The following is a 12,700-nucleotide window of genomic DNA, read 5'->3' on the forward strand; positions in this document are numbered from 1 at the left end:
CCATGACGACATCACGTTATCCCCCGGGCGGCCCATCACTACCCTTGTGAACCGCGCGCCTCACAGGCAAAATGCGCCAAACATCAGGAGATAGAAATGACCGTCCATATTGGCGCAAAACCCGGCGATATCGCTGAAACCGTATTGATGCCCGGCGACCCATACCGTGCAAAATGGGCGGCAGAGACCTTTCTTGAAGGGGCCGAACTGGTCAACGAAGTGCGCGGCATGTTGGGCTTTACCGGAACTTGGCGCGGCAACCGTGTAACGATCCAAGGGTCCGGCATGGGCATGCCGTCGCTGTCGATCTACGCCAATGAATTGATGATGGAATATGGCGCCCAGACCTTGATCCGTATTGGTTCGTGCGGGGGAATGCAGCCCCATGTCGGCATTCGCGACGTGATCATCGCCATGACAGCCAGCACAATCACCTCTCCCTCCTCCGGTATTTTTCGTGAGTTGAACTACGCCCCCTGTGCCGATTGGGGGCTTTTGCGCGCTGCTGTGACGGCTGCTGAGAAAATGGATGCCAAAACCCATGTGGGTGGCATCTATTCCTCGGATGTCTTCTATGCCGAACGTCCTGATCTGGATGAGCAGATGGTCCGGCACGGTATTCTGGGCGTCGAAATGGAAGCAGCTGAACTTTATACGCTGGCCGCGCGGCACAAGCGTCGGGCGCTGGCGGTATTAACCGTAAGCGATCATCTGCAGACTGGTGAGGCGTTGCCTTCAGAGGACCGCGAGAAGAGCTTTGGCGATATGGTTGAGATTGCGCTGGAAGCGGCATTTGCCTGAAGGTCACGCCTGCTGAGAGTGCGGACGGTATTTGAAAAAGGATGAAAAGGCGCGGCAAGGTCGCGCCTTTTGCCTTTGTAGTGGTGGATGTTAGGCGCGTTTGTTTGGGCGACACGTTGAGCGCGGCTTACAGGCGCGGTGCATCGAGCCCTTTGAGGCAGCGATCAGGCGGCCCTTCGCTGCGGTAAGCTTCGGCCCCGCAGGCGATGCAGTTGTATTTGCGCAAGCTCCCCTTGTCGCCTGTGCGGTCTTCGCGCCAGCGGCAGTCGCGTGTGGCTGCGTTGCGCCGGGCAAAGATCATCACGACAACGAAGACGATTATGATGACGAATGGCAGGATCATGGTGCAAACCAAAGGCCCGGCGCTTGGCCGGGCCTTGTTGTCAGACGGTGTTGATCAGACGGTCCGTTCGACCATCAGTTTCTTGATATTGGCAATCGCTGCTGCCGGGTTCAGGCCCTTGGGGCAGGTCTTGGCGCAGTTCATGATCGTGTGGCAGCGGTAGAGTTTGAAGGGGTCTTCCAACTCGTCCAGACGCTCGCCCGTGGCTTCATCGCGGCTGTCGATGATCCAGCGGTAGGCGTGCAGCAGCGCTGCTGGCCCGAGGTAGCGGTCGCCGTTCCACCAGTAGCTGGGGCAGGATGTCGAGCAGCAGGCGCACATGATGCACTCATAGAGACCGTCAAGTTTGGCGCGGTCGTCGATCGACTGTTTCCACTCTTTGCGCGGCTCGGGCGTCTCTGTTTCCAGCCAAGGCTGGATGCTGGCGTGCTGGGCGTAGAAGTGGGTCAGGTCAGGGATCAAATCCTTGACCACCGGCATATGCGGCAGCGGGTAGATTTTGACCACGCCGTTGATCTCTTCCATGCCGTAGGTGCAGGCCAGCGTGTTGATCCCGTCGATGTTCATCGCGCAGGAGCCGCAGATGCCTTCGCGGCACGAGCGGCGGAAGGTCAGCGTGGGGTCGATCTCGTTTTTGATCTTGATCAGCGCATCAAGGATCATCGGGCCGCAATCGTCCATATCGACGAAGTAAGTATCCAGCGCAGGGTTTTTCCCGTCGTCTGGGTTCCAACGATAGACATGGAACTCGCGCAGGTTGGTGGCACCTGCAGGCTTGGGCCACGTTTTACCGCTGGTCATGCGGGAGTTTTTTGGAAGCGTCAGTTGAACCATTGTGCGTCTCCTAAAGCGTCATGCCGGCTGCGGGCGCGGCGGCCAGCAGGCAGGATCGGGTCTCGGGGCGCGACAGGATCGTGCGCACGGTGCCCGTTGTGGTGTCCTCCACGCCGACAACAGCGGCGCGGGCCAGTTCGCGCAGTTCCAGCGCGTCGGCATTGTCGATGATGCAATCCGTGAAGGGGGTGATCAGCTGTTTCGGCACCTGCGGGAAGCGGGTGGCCAAAATCTCGGTCACCACGCCTTTGGAGCCTTGGCGGGCGGTGTCATCCACCACCTGCTGCACTTCGACACAGGCCGTGAGCGCCGTGAGGCTGGCTGCAATGAGTACGGTGCGCAGCATCAATACACCCGTGCCTTGGGGGCGATCTTTTTCATGTCGATCCCGCCCTCGTCTTCTTTGGTCAGCGGGTCGAGGTGCACGGCGCGGTAGGTGAGTTTCGCGTCATTGCCTTCGAACCATGCCAGCGAGTGCTTGCGCCATTCGTCGTCGTTGCGATCCGGGTAGTCCTCATGCGCGTGTGCGCCTCGGCTTTCCTTACGCGCGGCGGCGGCGGTGATGGTGGCGGTGGCGTTGGGCATCAGGTTGGTCAGCTCCAGCGTCTCCATCAGGTCCGAGTTCCACACGAGGCTGCGGTCGGTGACATGCAGATCGTTGAGCTTGCCCGCGACCTCGATCATCTTCTCGCGGCCCTCTTCCAGCGTCTTATCGGTGCGGAAGACAGCAGCATCGGCCTGCATGGTCTTTTGCATCTCAAGGCGCAGTTCCGCCGTGGGCGTGCCGCCCTTGGCGTGGCGCAGACCGTCGAAGCGGTCAAAGGCTTTCGCGACGGAGGCCGGGTTTGCCGTTGGCACGGCAGTCTCGGGATCAACGATCTTGGCAGCGCGGATCGCGGCGGCGCGGCCAAAGACCACAAGGTCGATGAGCGAGTTGGAGCCCAAGCGGTTCGCACCATGCACGGAGGCACAGCCCGCCTCGCCCACAGCCATCAGGCCGGGCGCGATGGCGTCGGGGTTGTCCGCCGTTGGGTTCAGCACTTCGCCCCAGTAGTTCGTGGGGATGCCGCCCATGTTGTAGTGCACCGTGGGCAGAACCGGGATCGGCTCTTTCGTCAGGTCCACACCCGCAAAGATACGCGCGGATTCAGAGATGCCCGGCAGGCGCAGGTCCAGCGTTTCGGGTGGCAGGTGGTTCAGGTGCAGGTGGATGTGGTCTTTGTTCTCGCCCACACCACGGCCTTCGCGGATTTCCATGGTCATGCAGCGCGAGACAACGTCGCGGCTGGCGAGGTCTTTATACGTCGGCGCGTAGCGCTCCATGAAACGCTCGCCTTCGGAGTTGGTGAGGTAACCGCCCTCGCCCCGCGCGCCTTCGGTGATCAGGCAACCCGCACCATAGATGCCGGTGGGGTGGAACTGCACGAATTCCATGTCTTGCAGCGGCAGGCCCGCACGGGCCGCCATGCCGCCACCGTCGCCGGTGCAGGTGTGGGCCGAGGTGGCCGAGAAATACGCACGGCCATAGCCGCCGGTCGCCAGCACCACCATCTTGGCGCTGAACAGGTGCATGGTGCCGTCGTCCAGCTTCCAGCAGAGCACGCCTTGGCAAACACCGTCATCCGACATGATGAGGTCGATGGCGAAGTATTCGATGAAGAACTCGGCCTTCTGCTTTAGCGACTGGCCGTAAAGCGTGTGCAGGATCGCGTGGCCGGTCCGGTCAGCGGCGGCACAGGTGCGCTGCACGGGCGGGCCTTCGCCAAATTCAGTGGTGTGGCCGCCAAAGGGGCGCTGGTAGATCTTGCCCTCTTCGGTGCGCGAAAACGGCACGCCGTAGTGTTCCAGCTCGTAAACCGCCTTGGGCGCTTCGCGGGCGAGGTATTCCATCGCATCCGTGTCGCCCAGCCAGTCAGAGCCTTTGACCGTGTCATACATATGCCACTGCCAGTTGTCCGGTCCCATGTTGCTCAGCGACGCCGCAATGCCGCCCTGCGCCGCTACGGTGTGCGAGCGGGTTGGGAAAACCTTGGAGATACAAGCCGTGCGCAGCCCCTGCTCCGCCATGCCCAATGTCGCGCGCAGGCCAGCACCGCCTGCCCCCACCACGACAACGTCATATTCGTGGGTTTCATATTCATATGCTGCCATTTAATCGGTCTCCCGTTTGGGCGGATTGTTTACAGGGCGAGCTTGGCAATGGCGAAGACGCCGACTGCTGCTGCGCCGTAGCTGATGATGGTCATCACGATGATGGCGATTTTATTGGCAAGGCCGTGGACATAGTCCTCGATCAGCACCTGCACGCCGTCATTGAAGTGCTTGAAGCCTACGATCAGCGTCAGCGCCGCCACGATGGCCGGGAAAGGCCGCGCGTAATAGGCGAGGATTTCCTCATAGGTGCCGCCAAGGGCACTGCCGAAGGTAAAGACGAAAAGCGGGATCAACACCAAAAGTGCCAGCGAGGAGACTTTCATCGCCCAGAAATGCGCGGTGCCGGTTTTGGCCGAGCCGAGGCCGAGGGCGCGTTTGCGGTCTGTCATATAAGCCATTGTTTCGCTCCTCAAACGATGATGACGGTCAGGACGGTCAGGACGACTGACCCGATCAGCGCGGCGATGCCCAGCTTCTCAGCGGTCGGCACGTCAAGCATGCGGCCCGTGTCCCAGATCAGGTGCCGGATGCCGGCGAGCGTGTGATACCACAGGCCCAAGAGCGACAGGGTGAAGACCAAGTCACCGAACCAGCTGGTCATGATCCCGTTAACCGTATCGAAATACTCAACCGACGTGGCCGCGGCGAGGAACCACCAGACGATCAGCAGCGCGGTGATCAGCATCGCGTTGCCAGTGATCCGCGTGAGGATCGAAGTCATGGAGGTCAATTGCGGGCGGTAGATTGTCATATGCGGGGAAAGCGGGCGGTTACCCCGGTTCACATCGGCCATGGCGCGGTCCTTTGTCCTGTGCTTTGCATCTTGATAGCGGTTTTTACGGGACTGTCACGGGGAACTCCCGAGAATCTGCGGGATTTGGCCGGTCATTTAGCGGAAAAATGATGGGCTGCGGCTTTAGGGTGCATATTTGTGATCACAGCAGATTGACGTGTGATCACAAACGGGACCACCACATGCCCCAACGAAAAAAGCGCGCCCCAAGGGACGCGCTTTTCAATCTCAAGCCATGAATGGCTTACGCGAGGCTTTCGTCGATGCCTTTGCAGGCTTCAACCAGACCTTTAACCGCGGTCACGGAATTGTCGAACATGGTCTGCTCGTCTTTGTTCATCGAAATCTCGACAACACGCTCAATACCACCGGCGCCGATCACTGTGGGCACGCCCACGTAGAAACCGTTCAGACCGTAGGCGCCGTCAACATAGGCGGCGCAAGGCAGCACGCGTTTTTGGTCTTTCAGATAGCTTTCCGCCATCTCAATCGCGGAAGTCGCGGGCGCGTAGAAAGCCGAACCAGTTTTCAGCAGGCCAACGATTTCGGCACCGCCGTCACGGGTACGCTGCACGATCGCATCGAGCTTGTCTTGCGTGGTCCAGCCCATCTTTACCAGATCAGGCAGCGGAATACCGGCAACCGTGGAATAACGCACCAGCGGCACCATCGTGTCGCCATGACCGCCCAACACGAATGCGGTGACGTCTTTCATGGACACGTTGAACTCGGAGGCGAGGAAGTGGCGGAAGCGTGCGGAATCAAGCACACCTGCCATGCCGCAGACTTTTTCATGCGGCAGGCCGGAGAATTCGCGCAGCGCCCAGACCATCGCATCGAGCGGGTTGGTAATGCAGATCACGAAAGCGTCGGGGGCGTGCTTGGCAATGCCCTCACCCACGGACTTCATGACTTTGAGGTTGATGCCCAGCAGGTCATCGCGGCTCATGCCCGGCTTGCGGGCCACACCAGCAGTTACGATGCAAACATCTGCGCCTGCGATATCGGCATAATCTTGAGTGCCCGACATGGTGGCGTCGAACTTGCCCGACGGGCCCGACGACGCGATATCGAGAGCTTTGCCCTCGGGTGTCCCCTCGGCGATGTCGAACAGGACAACGTCGCCCAGTTCTTTCAATGCTGCGAGATGGGCGAGAGTGCCGCCGATTTGCCCCGCGCCAATAAGCGCTATCTTGGGTCTGGCCATGGTCATGTCTCCGACAGAGGTTTCATTTGCGCCGGAGATACCGAAATGCACCGTCCCGTGCAAGTTGCAGCATTGCACAGCGGCTAAACCCTGCTCTTGCCACGAAAAAGGCCGCCCCGAAGGGCGGCCAATTGCTGAAACTCAGGGGTAGATATTAGTCGCCCTGGTACTCTGGCTGCGATTCCAGACGCTCTTCGGTGCTGTCGATGTAGATACGTACATCATCACCTTCGACGTTTTTCAGAACCTGCAGTTCGTCAAATGTTACGGCAACTGGCTTTTCGCCGAGACCAAGGAAACCACCAACGTTGATGACAACACGGTCGATTTTGCCGTTGTCGCCGATCAGCAGCGTGTCGATTTCACCGACTGTTTCGTCGTTGGCACCATATACATAGGAACCTTCCAGATCATCGGCAGACATCTGTTCGATCATGCCAACTTCGGCAGCGGCATAGCCTTCACGCTCAACTTCGGGGCGCGGCAGCAGTTCACGCTCAACAGTTTCGTCGCCGGTGATCACGGTGGTGTTGGCTTCCGCTTCGTTGACAGCTTCTTCTGTCTCAGCTTCGGCATTCTCCATCATGGTTTCGGCTTCTGTTGCCATTTCCTTAGATTCGGCTTCTACTTCGTTGGCCATCTCTTCGGTCTCGGCTTCGACGTTCTCAGCCGCGTTCTCGGCGTCTTGTGCCAATTCCTCGGTCTCGGCTTCTACTTCGTTGGCCATTTCCTCGGTTTCGGTTTCGGCGTTTTTAGTTACGACTGTGACGTTATCGTCGGTCTTAGTCATAGCTTCGTTGTTCATCGCCTTGCCGTCCATCATGGGACGTTCGAATTCAGGCGCCTGCTCAAGCATCTCTTTCGAGGTGTTTACGACGAGGAAACGATCGCCGTCTTCGTCGGTCAGGATTTTGATCTTGTCCATGGAGATGGACACGTCACGCTCGCCCATACCAAGGAAGCCGCCAATGCCGAGGATCACGGCAGTCACGTCACCGTCTTGGGTTACAATGATGTCATTGATTTCACCGATGTCATCCCACTCTTTTTCAGCGTCCGCTGCGAGGGTTGCGTCGGCTTCAACTTCGGCTTCCGCGTTGTAAATACGCATGCCGATCAGGTCGGAGGCGAGGAAGTCTGTCTGCTCAATGGCGACGTTGCCGAAGCCTTCGGAATGTGCGTCAGCAAAGGCCGCGCCGGTCATGGTCAGTACGATGGCCGTGGTGCTCAGAAAACGTTTCATTGTAATACTCCTTCCAATGAGCGAGTGTTGTTCGCTCTTCTGCAACCACAACCCGAATGGCCTCATCCAGTTCCACGGCTGAACAAATAAATGACGCGGCACACAGACACCCGGACATAGGAAGGGCGGCCCATGGCCGCCCTGTGCATTCCGCAGAACTCGTGTATTCCAAAGTCAGGGCTCGCGTTAGGCGTCCTTGCCCTTCGCGGGTAGCCCTTCGGCCAATTCTTCGAACCCCTGCCCTGACGCCACAAGACAGGTAACTCCGTTGGTGCCAGTCACGGTGATCGTCCAGCTTCCTGTCTGATCAGAAGCAAAAACCTCAATCACTGCGTTGTCCTCGCCCAGCCCCATGGATTGCCGCGTTTCGCCATATCCATCGGCCAACCGCAGCACCACATGATCGCGCGGAGCGCAGCTGCGAGGGGTCTGCGCTTCGGTTGTGGTGGCCAGCACCAAAGCCGACGCCGCGGTAAGGGCCGCAAGATGAATGATCTTCATTAAACGTGTCATAGCTTCTGCCTTCGCATCAAAAGGCGTGGCCCTAAGGACTGGCAATGCGCGGTCTTCCGCATCACCCCGCGGGCGGCCTTGGTTGAAATGACTGCATCTGTGCGATGGGATGGATCGGCAGATGCGATGTAGAGCAGACTGCGCCTCAGTACTAAAGGAGTGGTTAACCCGCCGTCCGGAACCGCCGCGCCCCTAGGTTCGCTGCGTCGCGGCATATTTGACCTTGAAGTTTTCGCACAAAAATGCCCCTCTGCACGCAACAATGTTAGGCGGCCAATGCGCCGCCCTGCCCAAGGAGCCTCACATGACCGCCACCACCCGTCCGCTTCGTTCCGTCCTCTATATCCCCGGCTCCAAGCCGCGCGCCCTCGATAAGGCGCGCGGTCTGGCCTGCGACGCGGTGATTTTTGATCTCGAAGACGCGGTTTCACCTGATGAGAAGACCGCCGCCCGCGATACGCTGGCCGAGGCATTGGCAACGGGCGGCTACGGTGCGCGGATGCGCGTGGTGCGCATCAATGGGCTGGACACAGAATGGGGCGCTGATGACGCCCGCGCCGCCGCCGCGATGAAACCCGACGCGATTTTGCTGCCTAAGGTCGGCTCCCCCCCCGACCTTGAAGCTCTGACCGAGATTGTCGGCGACATCCCCCTCTGGGCGATGATGGAAACTCCGGGCGCGATGCTGAACGCCGCCGCCATCGCCGGGCATCGCCAGCTGCAGGCGATGGTCATGGGCACAAACGATCTGGCCAAAGACCTGCAAACCCGCTTCCGCCCCGACCGCCTGCCGCTGGTCACCGGCCTCGGCCTCTGCCTGCTGGCCGCCAAGGCGCATGGCGTGGCGATCATCGATGGCGTTTATAATGCGTTCAAGGACGAAGACGGGCTGCGCGCCGAATGCGACCAAGGCCGCGACATGGGTTTTGACGGCAAAACACTGATCCACCCGGCGCAGCTTGATATCGCCAATGCCGCCTTCACCCCCTCGGAAGACGAAGCCACCCTCGCCCGCCGCCAAATCGACGCCTATGAAGAAGCGCAAGCCGCCGGCCAAGGTGTCGCGGTCGTTGATGGCAAGATTGTCGAAAATCTCCATGTTGCCACCGCCCGCGAAACACTGGCAAAACTGGAGGCAATCACAGCCATGACCCCGGAGTCCTCCTCATGACCATTCTCATCCTCGGCCTGATCCTTTGGATCGGCGCCCACCTCTTCAAACGCCTGATGCCCGCACAACGCGCCCAACTGGGCAGCGCAGGCCGCGGCGCGGTGACGGCGGCGCTCGTCGTGGCACTGGCCCTCATCATCTGGGGCTATCGCACAGCCGAGTTCATCCCGGTCTGGAACCCGCCCAGCTTCTTTACCCATATCAACAACCTGCTGATGCTACTGGCCTTCTGGGTCTTCGGCTCAAGTGCGGCCAAAGGTGCCAAAGCATGGCCCGCCTATAAAACCCGCCACCCGCAACTGCTGGCGGTCAAGATCTGGGCCACCGCCCACCTGCTGGTCAACGGCGACCTTGCCGCGATCCTGCTCTTTGGCACCATGCTCGGCTGGGCCGTGAGCGAAGTCATCCTCATCAACCGCGCCGAGCCAAACTGGACCCCTCCGCCTCGCGCGGGCCGCGCCACCTATATCCGCCTGATCGTCATCTCCGCGATCATGTTCGCTCTTGTCGCCGCCATCCACATGTGGCTGGGCGTCATCCCCTTCCCCCATTAACCCGGAGCCTGCCATGAAAGTTTACCGCTTCCTCTCCGAAGAGGACACATCCGCCTTTTGTCACAAGGTCACCGACGCGCTGAACAAGGGATGGGAGCTTTACGGCACCCCGACCCAGACATGGGACCACAAAGCCGGGGTCATGCGCTGCGGCCAAGCCGTGATCAAAGATGCCCCCGGCACCTATTCGCCAGACACCAAACTGGGTGCGCAGTGATGAGCAAAACCAACCGGGGCCGCTTTTTTGAGGACTACCAACTGGGCGAGGTGCTGCACCACGCCGTGCCCCGCACGGTTGGAGAAGGCGAACGCGCGCTCTATCATGCGCTCTACCCCGCGCGTCACGCGCTCTATTCTGCGGACAGTTTTGCACAATCTAGCGGGCTTAAGGCCAGCCCCCTCGACGATCTGATCGCCTTTCACATCGTCTTTGGCAAAACCGTGCCGGATGTTTCGCTTAATGCAGTGGCCAACCTTGGCTATGCGCAGGGCCGCTGGCTACTGCCGGTCTGGCCTGGCGACACGCTGCGTGCAGAGAGTGAGGTCATTGGCCTCAAGCAGAACTCCAACGGCAAGACCGGCGTTGTCTGGGTCCGCACCACGGGGCTGAACCAACACAACGAGAAGGTGTTGGAATACGTCCGCTGGGTGATGGTGCGCAAAGGCAATCTGGATGCCGCAGCGCCCGAGACAACCGTGCCTGACCTGCCCGACGTCCTGACTGTCGAGCAGCTTAGGGTGCCAGAGGGGCTGGACTTCACCCACTACGATTTCGCCCATGCCGGAGAGCCGCACCGCTGGGGCGATTACGAAGTGGGTGAAAAGATCGACCACGTCGATGGCGTGACGGTCGAAGAAGCCGAGCACATGATCGCCACGCGCCTGTGGCAAAACACGGCGAAAGTGCACTTTGACACCTCTGCCAGGCCCGACGGGTCTCGCCTGATCTACGGCGGTCATGTCATCTCAATGGCGCGGGCGTTGTCGTTCAACGGGCTGGCCAATGCGCAGATGATTGCGGGCCTTAACGGTGGCGCGCATGCGAACCCTTGCCTCTCGGGCGACACGATCCGCGCATGGACCGAAGTGCTCGACAAAGCCGAGACAGCAGCCCCCGGTGTCGGGGCAATCCGTCTACGGTTGGTCGCCACCAAAGGCGGCGCCCCTTTTGAGTTGCGCGATGAGGCGGGCAAATACCGCCCGGAGGTTCTCCTTGACCTCGACTACTGGGCGCTCATGCCGCGCTAAAACGCTGGCCCGACCAGACGGTCGGGCCGCCTATCCCCCCTTTTACAAGCAAAAATCAGCCGATTCGGACGGGCTGAGCGCATTTGTGATCACACGCATTTGACGTGTGATCACAAATGCCATTTTTAGCTGGTCAAACCCAACTTTCTCGGAAAAAACCCTTACAGGAACGAGAGTCACCCCCATACTAAGGGGCAACTGGAACAGAAACGGGACCGTTTTTCATGAACATCCACGAATATCAGGCGAAAGCCCTCCTGCGCAGCTATGGCGCCCCTGTCTCCGACGGCCGTGTCGTGCTTAAGGCCGAAGACGCCAAGACCGCCGCTGGCGAGATGGACGGCCCGCTTTGGGTGGTCAAAGCGCAAATCCACGCAGGTGGGCGCGGCAAAGGCAGCTTTAAAGAAGCCGGCGCTGGCGAAAAAGGCGGCGTGCGCCTGACCAAATCCGTGGAAGAAGCGGCAGAAGAAGCCAAAAAAATGCTGGGCAAGACGCTGGTCACGCACCAGACCGGCCCCGCAGGCAAACAGGTTAACCGCATCTACATCGAAGACGGCTCCGACATTGAGCGTGAGTTGTACCTCGCGCTGTTGGTCGACCGTCAGACCAGCCGCATCTCATTCGTCTGCTCCACCGAAGGCGGCATGGACATCGAAGAAGTCGCCGACGCGACACCTGAGAAAATCCTCAGCTTCTCCGTCGATCCGGCCACCGGCTATCAGCCTTTCCACGGCCGCCGCGTTGCATTCTCGCTGGGCCTCGAAGGCACAGCCGTCAAACAATGCGTCAAGCTGATGGGTCAGCTTTACCAAGCCTTCATCGAGAAGGACATGGAGATGCTTGAGATCAACCCGCTGATCGTCATGCCCGGCAACGACCTGAAAGTGCTCGACGCGAAGGTCAGCTTCGACGGCAACGCGATGTACCGTCAGCCCGACGTCGCCAACCTGCGTGACGAGACCGAAGAAGACAGCAAAGAACTCGAAGCCTCCAAATACGACCTGAACTACATCGCACTCGATGGCGAGATTGGCTGTATGGTCAACGGCGCGGGCCTCGCCATGGCGACGATGGACATCATCAAGCTCTACGGTGCCGAGCCTGCCAACTTCCTTGACGTGGGCGGTGGTGCGACCAAAGAGAAAGTCACCGAAGCCTTCAAAATCATCACATCTGATGAGAACGTCAAAGGCATCCTCGTGAACATCTTCGGCGGCATCATGCGCTGCGACGTCATCGCCGAAGGCGTTGTCGCTGCGGTGAAAGAAGTCGGTCTGAAAGTGCCGCTGGTTGTCCGCCTCGAAGGCACCAACGTCGAAGAAGGCAAAGCGATCATCAACAACTCCGGTCTTGATGTTATCGCCGCTGATGACCTGAAAGACGGCGCTCAGAAAATCGTGAAAGCGGTTAAGGGCTAAACTGCCTGGTCGGCCACCCCTGCCCAGCGTTTGGGGTGGCCGATACCACCGTCTTTGCCGCCCCGCTGCGGCAGGGGCATTCCGGCCTAGCAATGTCGCGCAAACCTAAGAATGCAACGAGGTCAGCATGGATCAATCTCCCAAATCCTCCCCCGTTCTCGCGGGTATTGCGCTATTTGGGGCCGGGCTTTTGATCCGTCAGTGGCAACCCGATGCCCTGCGGCTGCCCGAGCCTGAGAACAAAAAACGCCTCGACCGGGGTCTGTCCCGCGCAGCGCGCAAATCGCGTGACGGCTTGGCGATGATCTTGCCGTCCAACCTCACCGGTTCCATTGGCCGGAGCCTGATGGTGATGGGCGCCGGTTTGTTGGCCCTGCGCGCTCTCGATTTTCTCGCCGACGATAACGAGCGTCTTTACTGA

At 59.8% G+C, this 12,700-nt stretch carries 16 protein-coding genes; 7 read left to right on the top strand and 9 right to left on the bottom strand.

The window, feature by feature from the left end; genetic code table 11:
• The first annotated feature begins 96 nt into the window (after positions 1 to 96).
• A complete protein-coding gene (deoD, locus tag DSM14862_RS12215; RefSeq protein WP_007117558.1) occupies positions 97 to 801 on the top strand; it encodes a purine-nucleoside phosphorylase in 705 nt (234 codons plus the stop codon).
• 127 nt (positions 802 to 928) lie between these two features.
• Here the strand turns inward: deoD and DSM14862_RS12220 are convergent, their stop codons facing one another.
• The 9 genes from DSM14862_RS12220 to DSM14862_RS12260 form a co-directional block, all read right to left on the bottom strand.
• Positions 929 to 1,144 carry a hypothetical protein gene (locus tag DSM14862_RS12220; RefSeq protein WP_007117559.1) on the bottom strand — a complete coding sequence of 72 codons (216 nt, stop codon included), beginning with the start codon at positions 1,142 to 1,144 and terminating at the stop codon, positions 929 to 931.
• Positions 1,145 to 1,198: 54 nt separating this feature from the next.
• Positions 1,199 to 1,978 (bottom strand): succinate dehydrogenase iron-sulfur subunit, encoded by a 780-nt coding sequence (locus tag DSM14862_RS12225; protein WP_007117560.1) that lies wholly within the window; start codon positions 1,976 to 1,978, stop codon positions 1,199 to 1,201.
• Positions 1,979 to 1,988: 10 nt separating this feature from the next.
• Complete coding sequence (locus DSM14862_RS12230) at positions 1,989 to 2,324, bottom strand: hypothetical protein (protein ID WP_007117561.1); 336 nt, start codon at positions 2,322 to 2,324, stop codon at positions 1,989 to 1,991.
• Positions 2,324 to 4,129: a succinate dehydrogenase flavoprotein subunit gene (sdhA, locus tag DSM14862_RS12235; protein WP_007117562.1), complete on the bottom strand. Its 1,806-nt coding sequence runs from the start codon at positions 4,127 to 4,129 to the stop codon at positions 2,324 to 2,326. Before sdhA ends, DSM14862_RS12230 begins: the two co-directional genes overlap by 1 nt.
• Positions 4,130 to 4,158: 29 nt before the next feature.
• On the bottom strand, positions 4,159 to 4,530 hold the full coding sequence (sdhD, locus tag DSM14862_RS12240) for a succinate dehydrogenase, hydrophobic membrane anchor protein (protein ID WP_040700195.1): 372 nt from the start codon (positions 4,528 to 4,530) through the stop codon (positions 4,159 to 4,161).
• Between the two features lie 11 nt (positions 4,531 to 4,541).
• The gene (gene sdhC / locus DSM14862_RS12245) at positions 4,542 to 4,925 is read right to left on the bottom strand and encodes a succinate dehydrogenase, cytochrome b556 subunit (RefSeq protein ID WP_007117564.1); all 384 of its coding nucleotides are present in this window, start codon (positions 4,923 to 4,925) and stop codon (positions 4,542 to 4,544) included.
• A 244-nt stretch (positions 4,926 to 5,169) separates the two neighbouring features.
• Positions 5,170 to 6,132: a malate dehydrogenase gene (mdh, locus tag DSM14862_RS12250; RefSeq protein ID WP_007117565.1), complete on the bottom strand. Its 963-nt coding sequence runs from the start codon at positions 6,130 to 6,132 to the stop codon at positions 5,170 to 5,172.
• Positions 6,133 to 6,286: 154 nt separating this feature from the next.
• Entirely contained in the window at positions 6,287 to 7,375 is a 1,089-nt protein-coding gene (locus DSM14862_RS12255; protein ID WP_007117566.1) for a PRC-barrel domain-containing protein, read from the bottom strand.
• A gap of 186 nt (positions 7,376 to 7,561) precedes the next feature.
• Positions 7,562 to 7,888, bottom strand: a complete 327-nt coding sequence (locus DSM14862_RS12260) for a hypothetical protein (RefSeq protein ID WP_007117567.1) — start codon at positions 7,886 to 7,888, stop codon at positions 7,562 to 7,564.
• A 304-nt stretch (positions 7,889 to 8,192) separates the two neighbouring features.
• Here DSM14862_RS12260 and DSM14862_RS12265 point away from each other — a divergent pair, with 304 nt between their 5' ends.
• From DSM14862_RS12265 to DSM14862_RS12290, 6 genes are all read left to right on the top strand, one after another.
• Complete coding sequence (locus DSM14862_RS12265) at positions 8,193 to 9,059, top strand: HpcH/HpaI aldolase/citrate lyase family protein (RefSeq protein WP_007117568.1); 867 nt, start codon at positions 8,193 to 8,195, stop codon at positions 9,057 to 9,059.
• The gene (locus tag DSM14862_RS12270) at positions 9,056 to 9,613 is read left to right on the top strand and encodes an NnrU family protein (RefSeq protein ID WP_007117569.1); all 558 of its coding nucleotides are present in this window, start codon (positions 9,056 to 9,058) and stop codon (positions 9,611 to 9,613) included. The genes DSM14862_RS12265 and DSM14862_RS12270 overlap by 4 nt, the downstream gene beginning before the upstream one ends.
• A 13-nt stretch (positions 9,614 to 9,626) precedes the next feature.
• On the top strand, positions 9,627 to 9,830 hold the full coding sequence (locus DSM14862_RS12275; protein ID WP_007117570.1) for a DUF1737 domain-containing protein: 204 nt from the start codon (positions 9,627 to 9,629) through the stop codon (positions 9,828 to 9,830).
• Positions 9,830 to 10,861: a MaoC family dehydratase gene (locus tag DSM14862_RS12280; RefSeq protein ID WP_007117571.1), complete on the top strand. Its 1,032-nt coding sequence runs from the start codon at positions 9,830 to 9,832 to the stop codon at positions 10,859 to 10,861. Before DSM14862_RS12275 ends, DSM14862_RS12280 begins: the two co-directional genes overlap by 1 nt.
• 224 nt (positions 10,862 to 11,085) lie before the next feature.
• Positions 11,086 to 12,279: an ADP-forming succinate--CoA ligase subunit beta gene (gene sucC, locus DSM14862_RS12285; RefSeq protein WP_007117573.1), complete on the top strand. Its 1,194-nt coding sequence runs from the start codon at positions 11,086 to 11,088 to the stop codon at positions 12,277 to 12,279.
• 127 nt (positions 12,280 to 12,406) lie between these two features.
• On the top strand, positions 12,407 to 12,700 hold the full coding sequence (locus DSM14862_RS12290; RefSeq protein WP_007117574.1) for a hypothetical protein: 294 nt from the start codon (positions 12,407 to 12,409) through the stop codon (positions 12,698 to 12,700).

Origin of the sequence: Sulfitobacter indolifex (assembly GCF_022788655.1) — a bacterium.
GTDB classification, from domain to species: Bacteria; Pseudomonadota; Alphaproteobacteria; order Rhodobacterales; family Rhodobacteraceae; genus Sulfitobacter; species Sulfitobacter indolifex.

Excerpts from the sequence above, each read along its gene's own strand:
- DSM14862_RS12265 (WP_007117568.1), top strand. The coding sequence starts at position 8,193 with ATGACCGCCACCACCCGTCCGCTTCGTTCCGTCCTCTATATCCCCGGC.
- DSM14862_RS12255 (WP_007117566.1), bottom strand. The coding sequence starts at position 7,375 with ATGAAACGTTTTCTGAGCACCACGGCCATCGTACTGACCATGACCGGC.
- DSM14862_RS12230 (WP_007117561.1), bottom strand. The coding sequence starts at position 2,324 with ATGCTGCGCACCGTACTCATTGCAGCCAGCCTCACGGCGCTCACGGCC.
- DSM14862_RS12270 (WP_007117569.1), top strand. The coding sequence starts at position 9,056 with ATGACCATTCTCATCCTCGGCCTGATCCTTTGGATCGGCGCCCACCTC.
- DSM14862_RS12260 (WP_007117567.1), bottom strand. The coding sequence starts at position 7,888 with ATGACACGTTTAATGAAGATCATTCATCTTGCGGCCCTTACCGCGGCG.
- DSM14862_RS12280 (WP_007117571.1), top strand. The coding sequence starts at position 9,830 with ATGAGCAAAACCAACCGGGGCCGCTTTTTTGAGGACTACCAACTGGGC.
- sdhA (WP_007117562.1), bottom strand. The coding sequence starts at position 4,129 with ATGGCAGCATATGAATATGAAACCCACGAATATGACGTTGTCGTGGTG.
- DSM14862_RS12275 (WP_007117570.1), top strand. The coding sequence starts at position 9,627 with ATGAAAGTTTACCGCTTCCTCTCCGAAGAGGACACATCCGCCTTTTGT.
- mdh (WP_007117565.1), bottom strand. The coding sequence starts at position 6,132 with ATGGCCAGACCCAAGATAGCGCTTATTGGCGCGGGGCAAATCGGCGGC.
- deoD (WP_007117558.1), top strand. The coding sequence starts at position 97 with ATGACCGTCCATATTGGCGCAAAACCCGGCGATATCGCTGAAACCGTA.
- sdhC (WP_007117564.1), bottom strand. The coding sequence starts at position 4,925 with ATGGCCGATGTGAACCGGGGTAACCGCCCGCTTTCCCCGCATATGACA.
- DSM14862_RS12220 (WP_007117559.1), bottom strand. The coding sequence starts at position 1,144 with ATGATCCTGCCATTCGTCATCATAATCGTCTTCGTTGTCGTGATGATC.
- sdhD (WP_040700195.1), bottom strand. The coding sequence starts at position 4,530 with ATGGCTTATATGACAGACCGCAAACGCGCCCTCGGCCTCGGCTCGGCC.
- DSM14862_RS12225 (WP_007117560.1), bottom strand. The coding sequence starts at position 1,978 with ATGGTTCAACTGACGCTTCCAAAAAACTCCCGCATGACCAGCGGTAAA.
- sucC (WP_007117573.1), top strand. The coding sequence starts at position 11,086 with ATGAACATCCACGAATATCAGGCGAAAGCCCTCCTGCGCAGCTATGGC.
- DSM14862_RS12290 (WP_007117574.1), top strand. The coding sequence starts at position 12,407 with ATGGATCAATCTCCCAAATCCTCCCCCGTTCTCGCGGGTATTGCGCTA.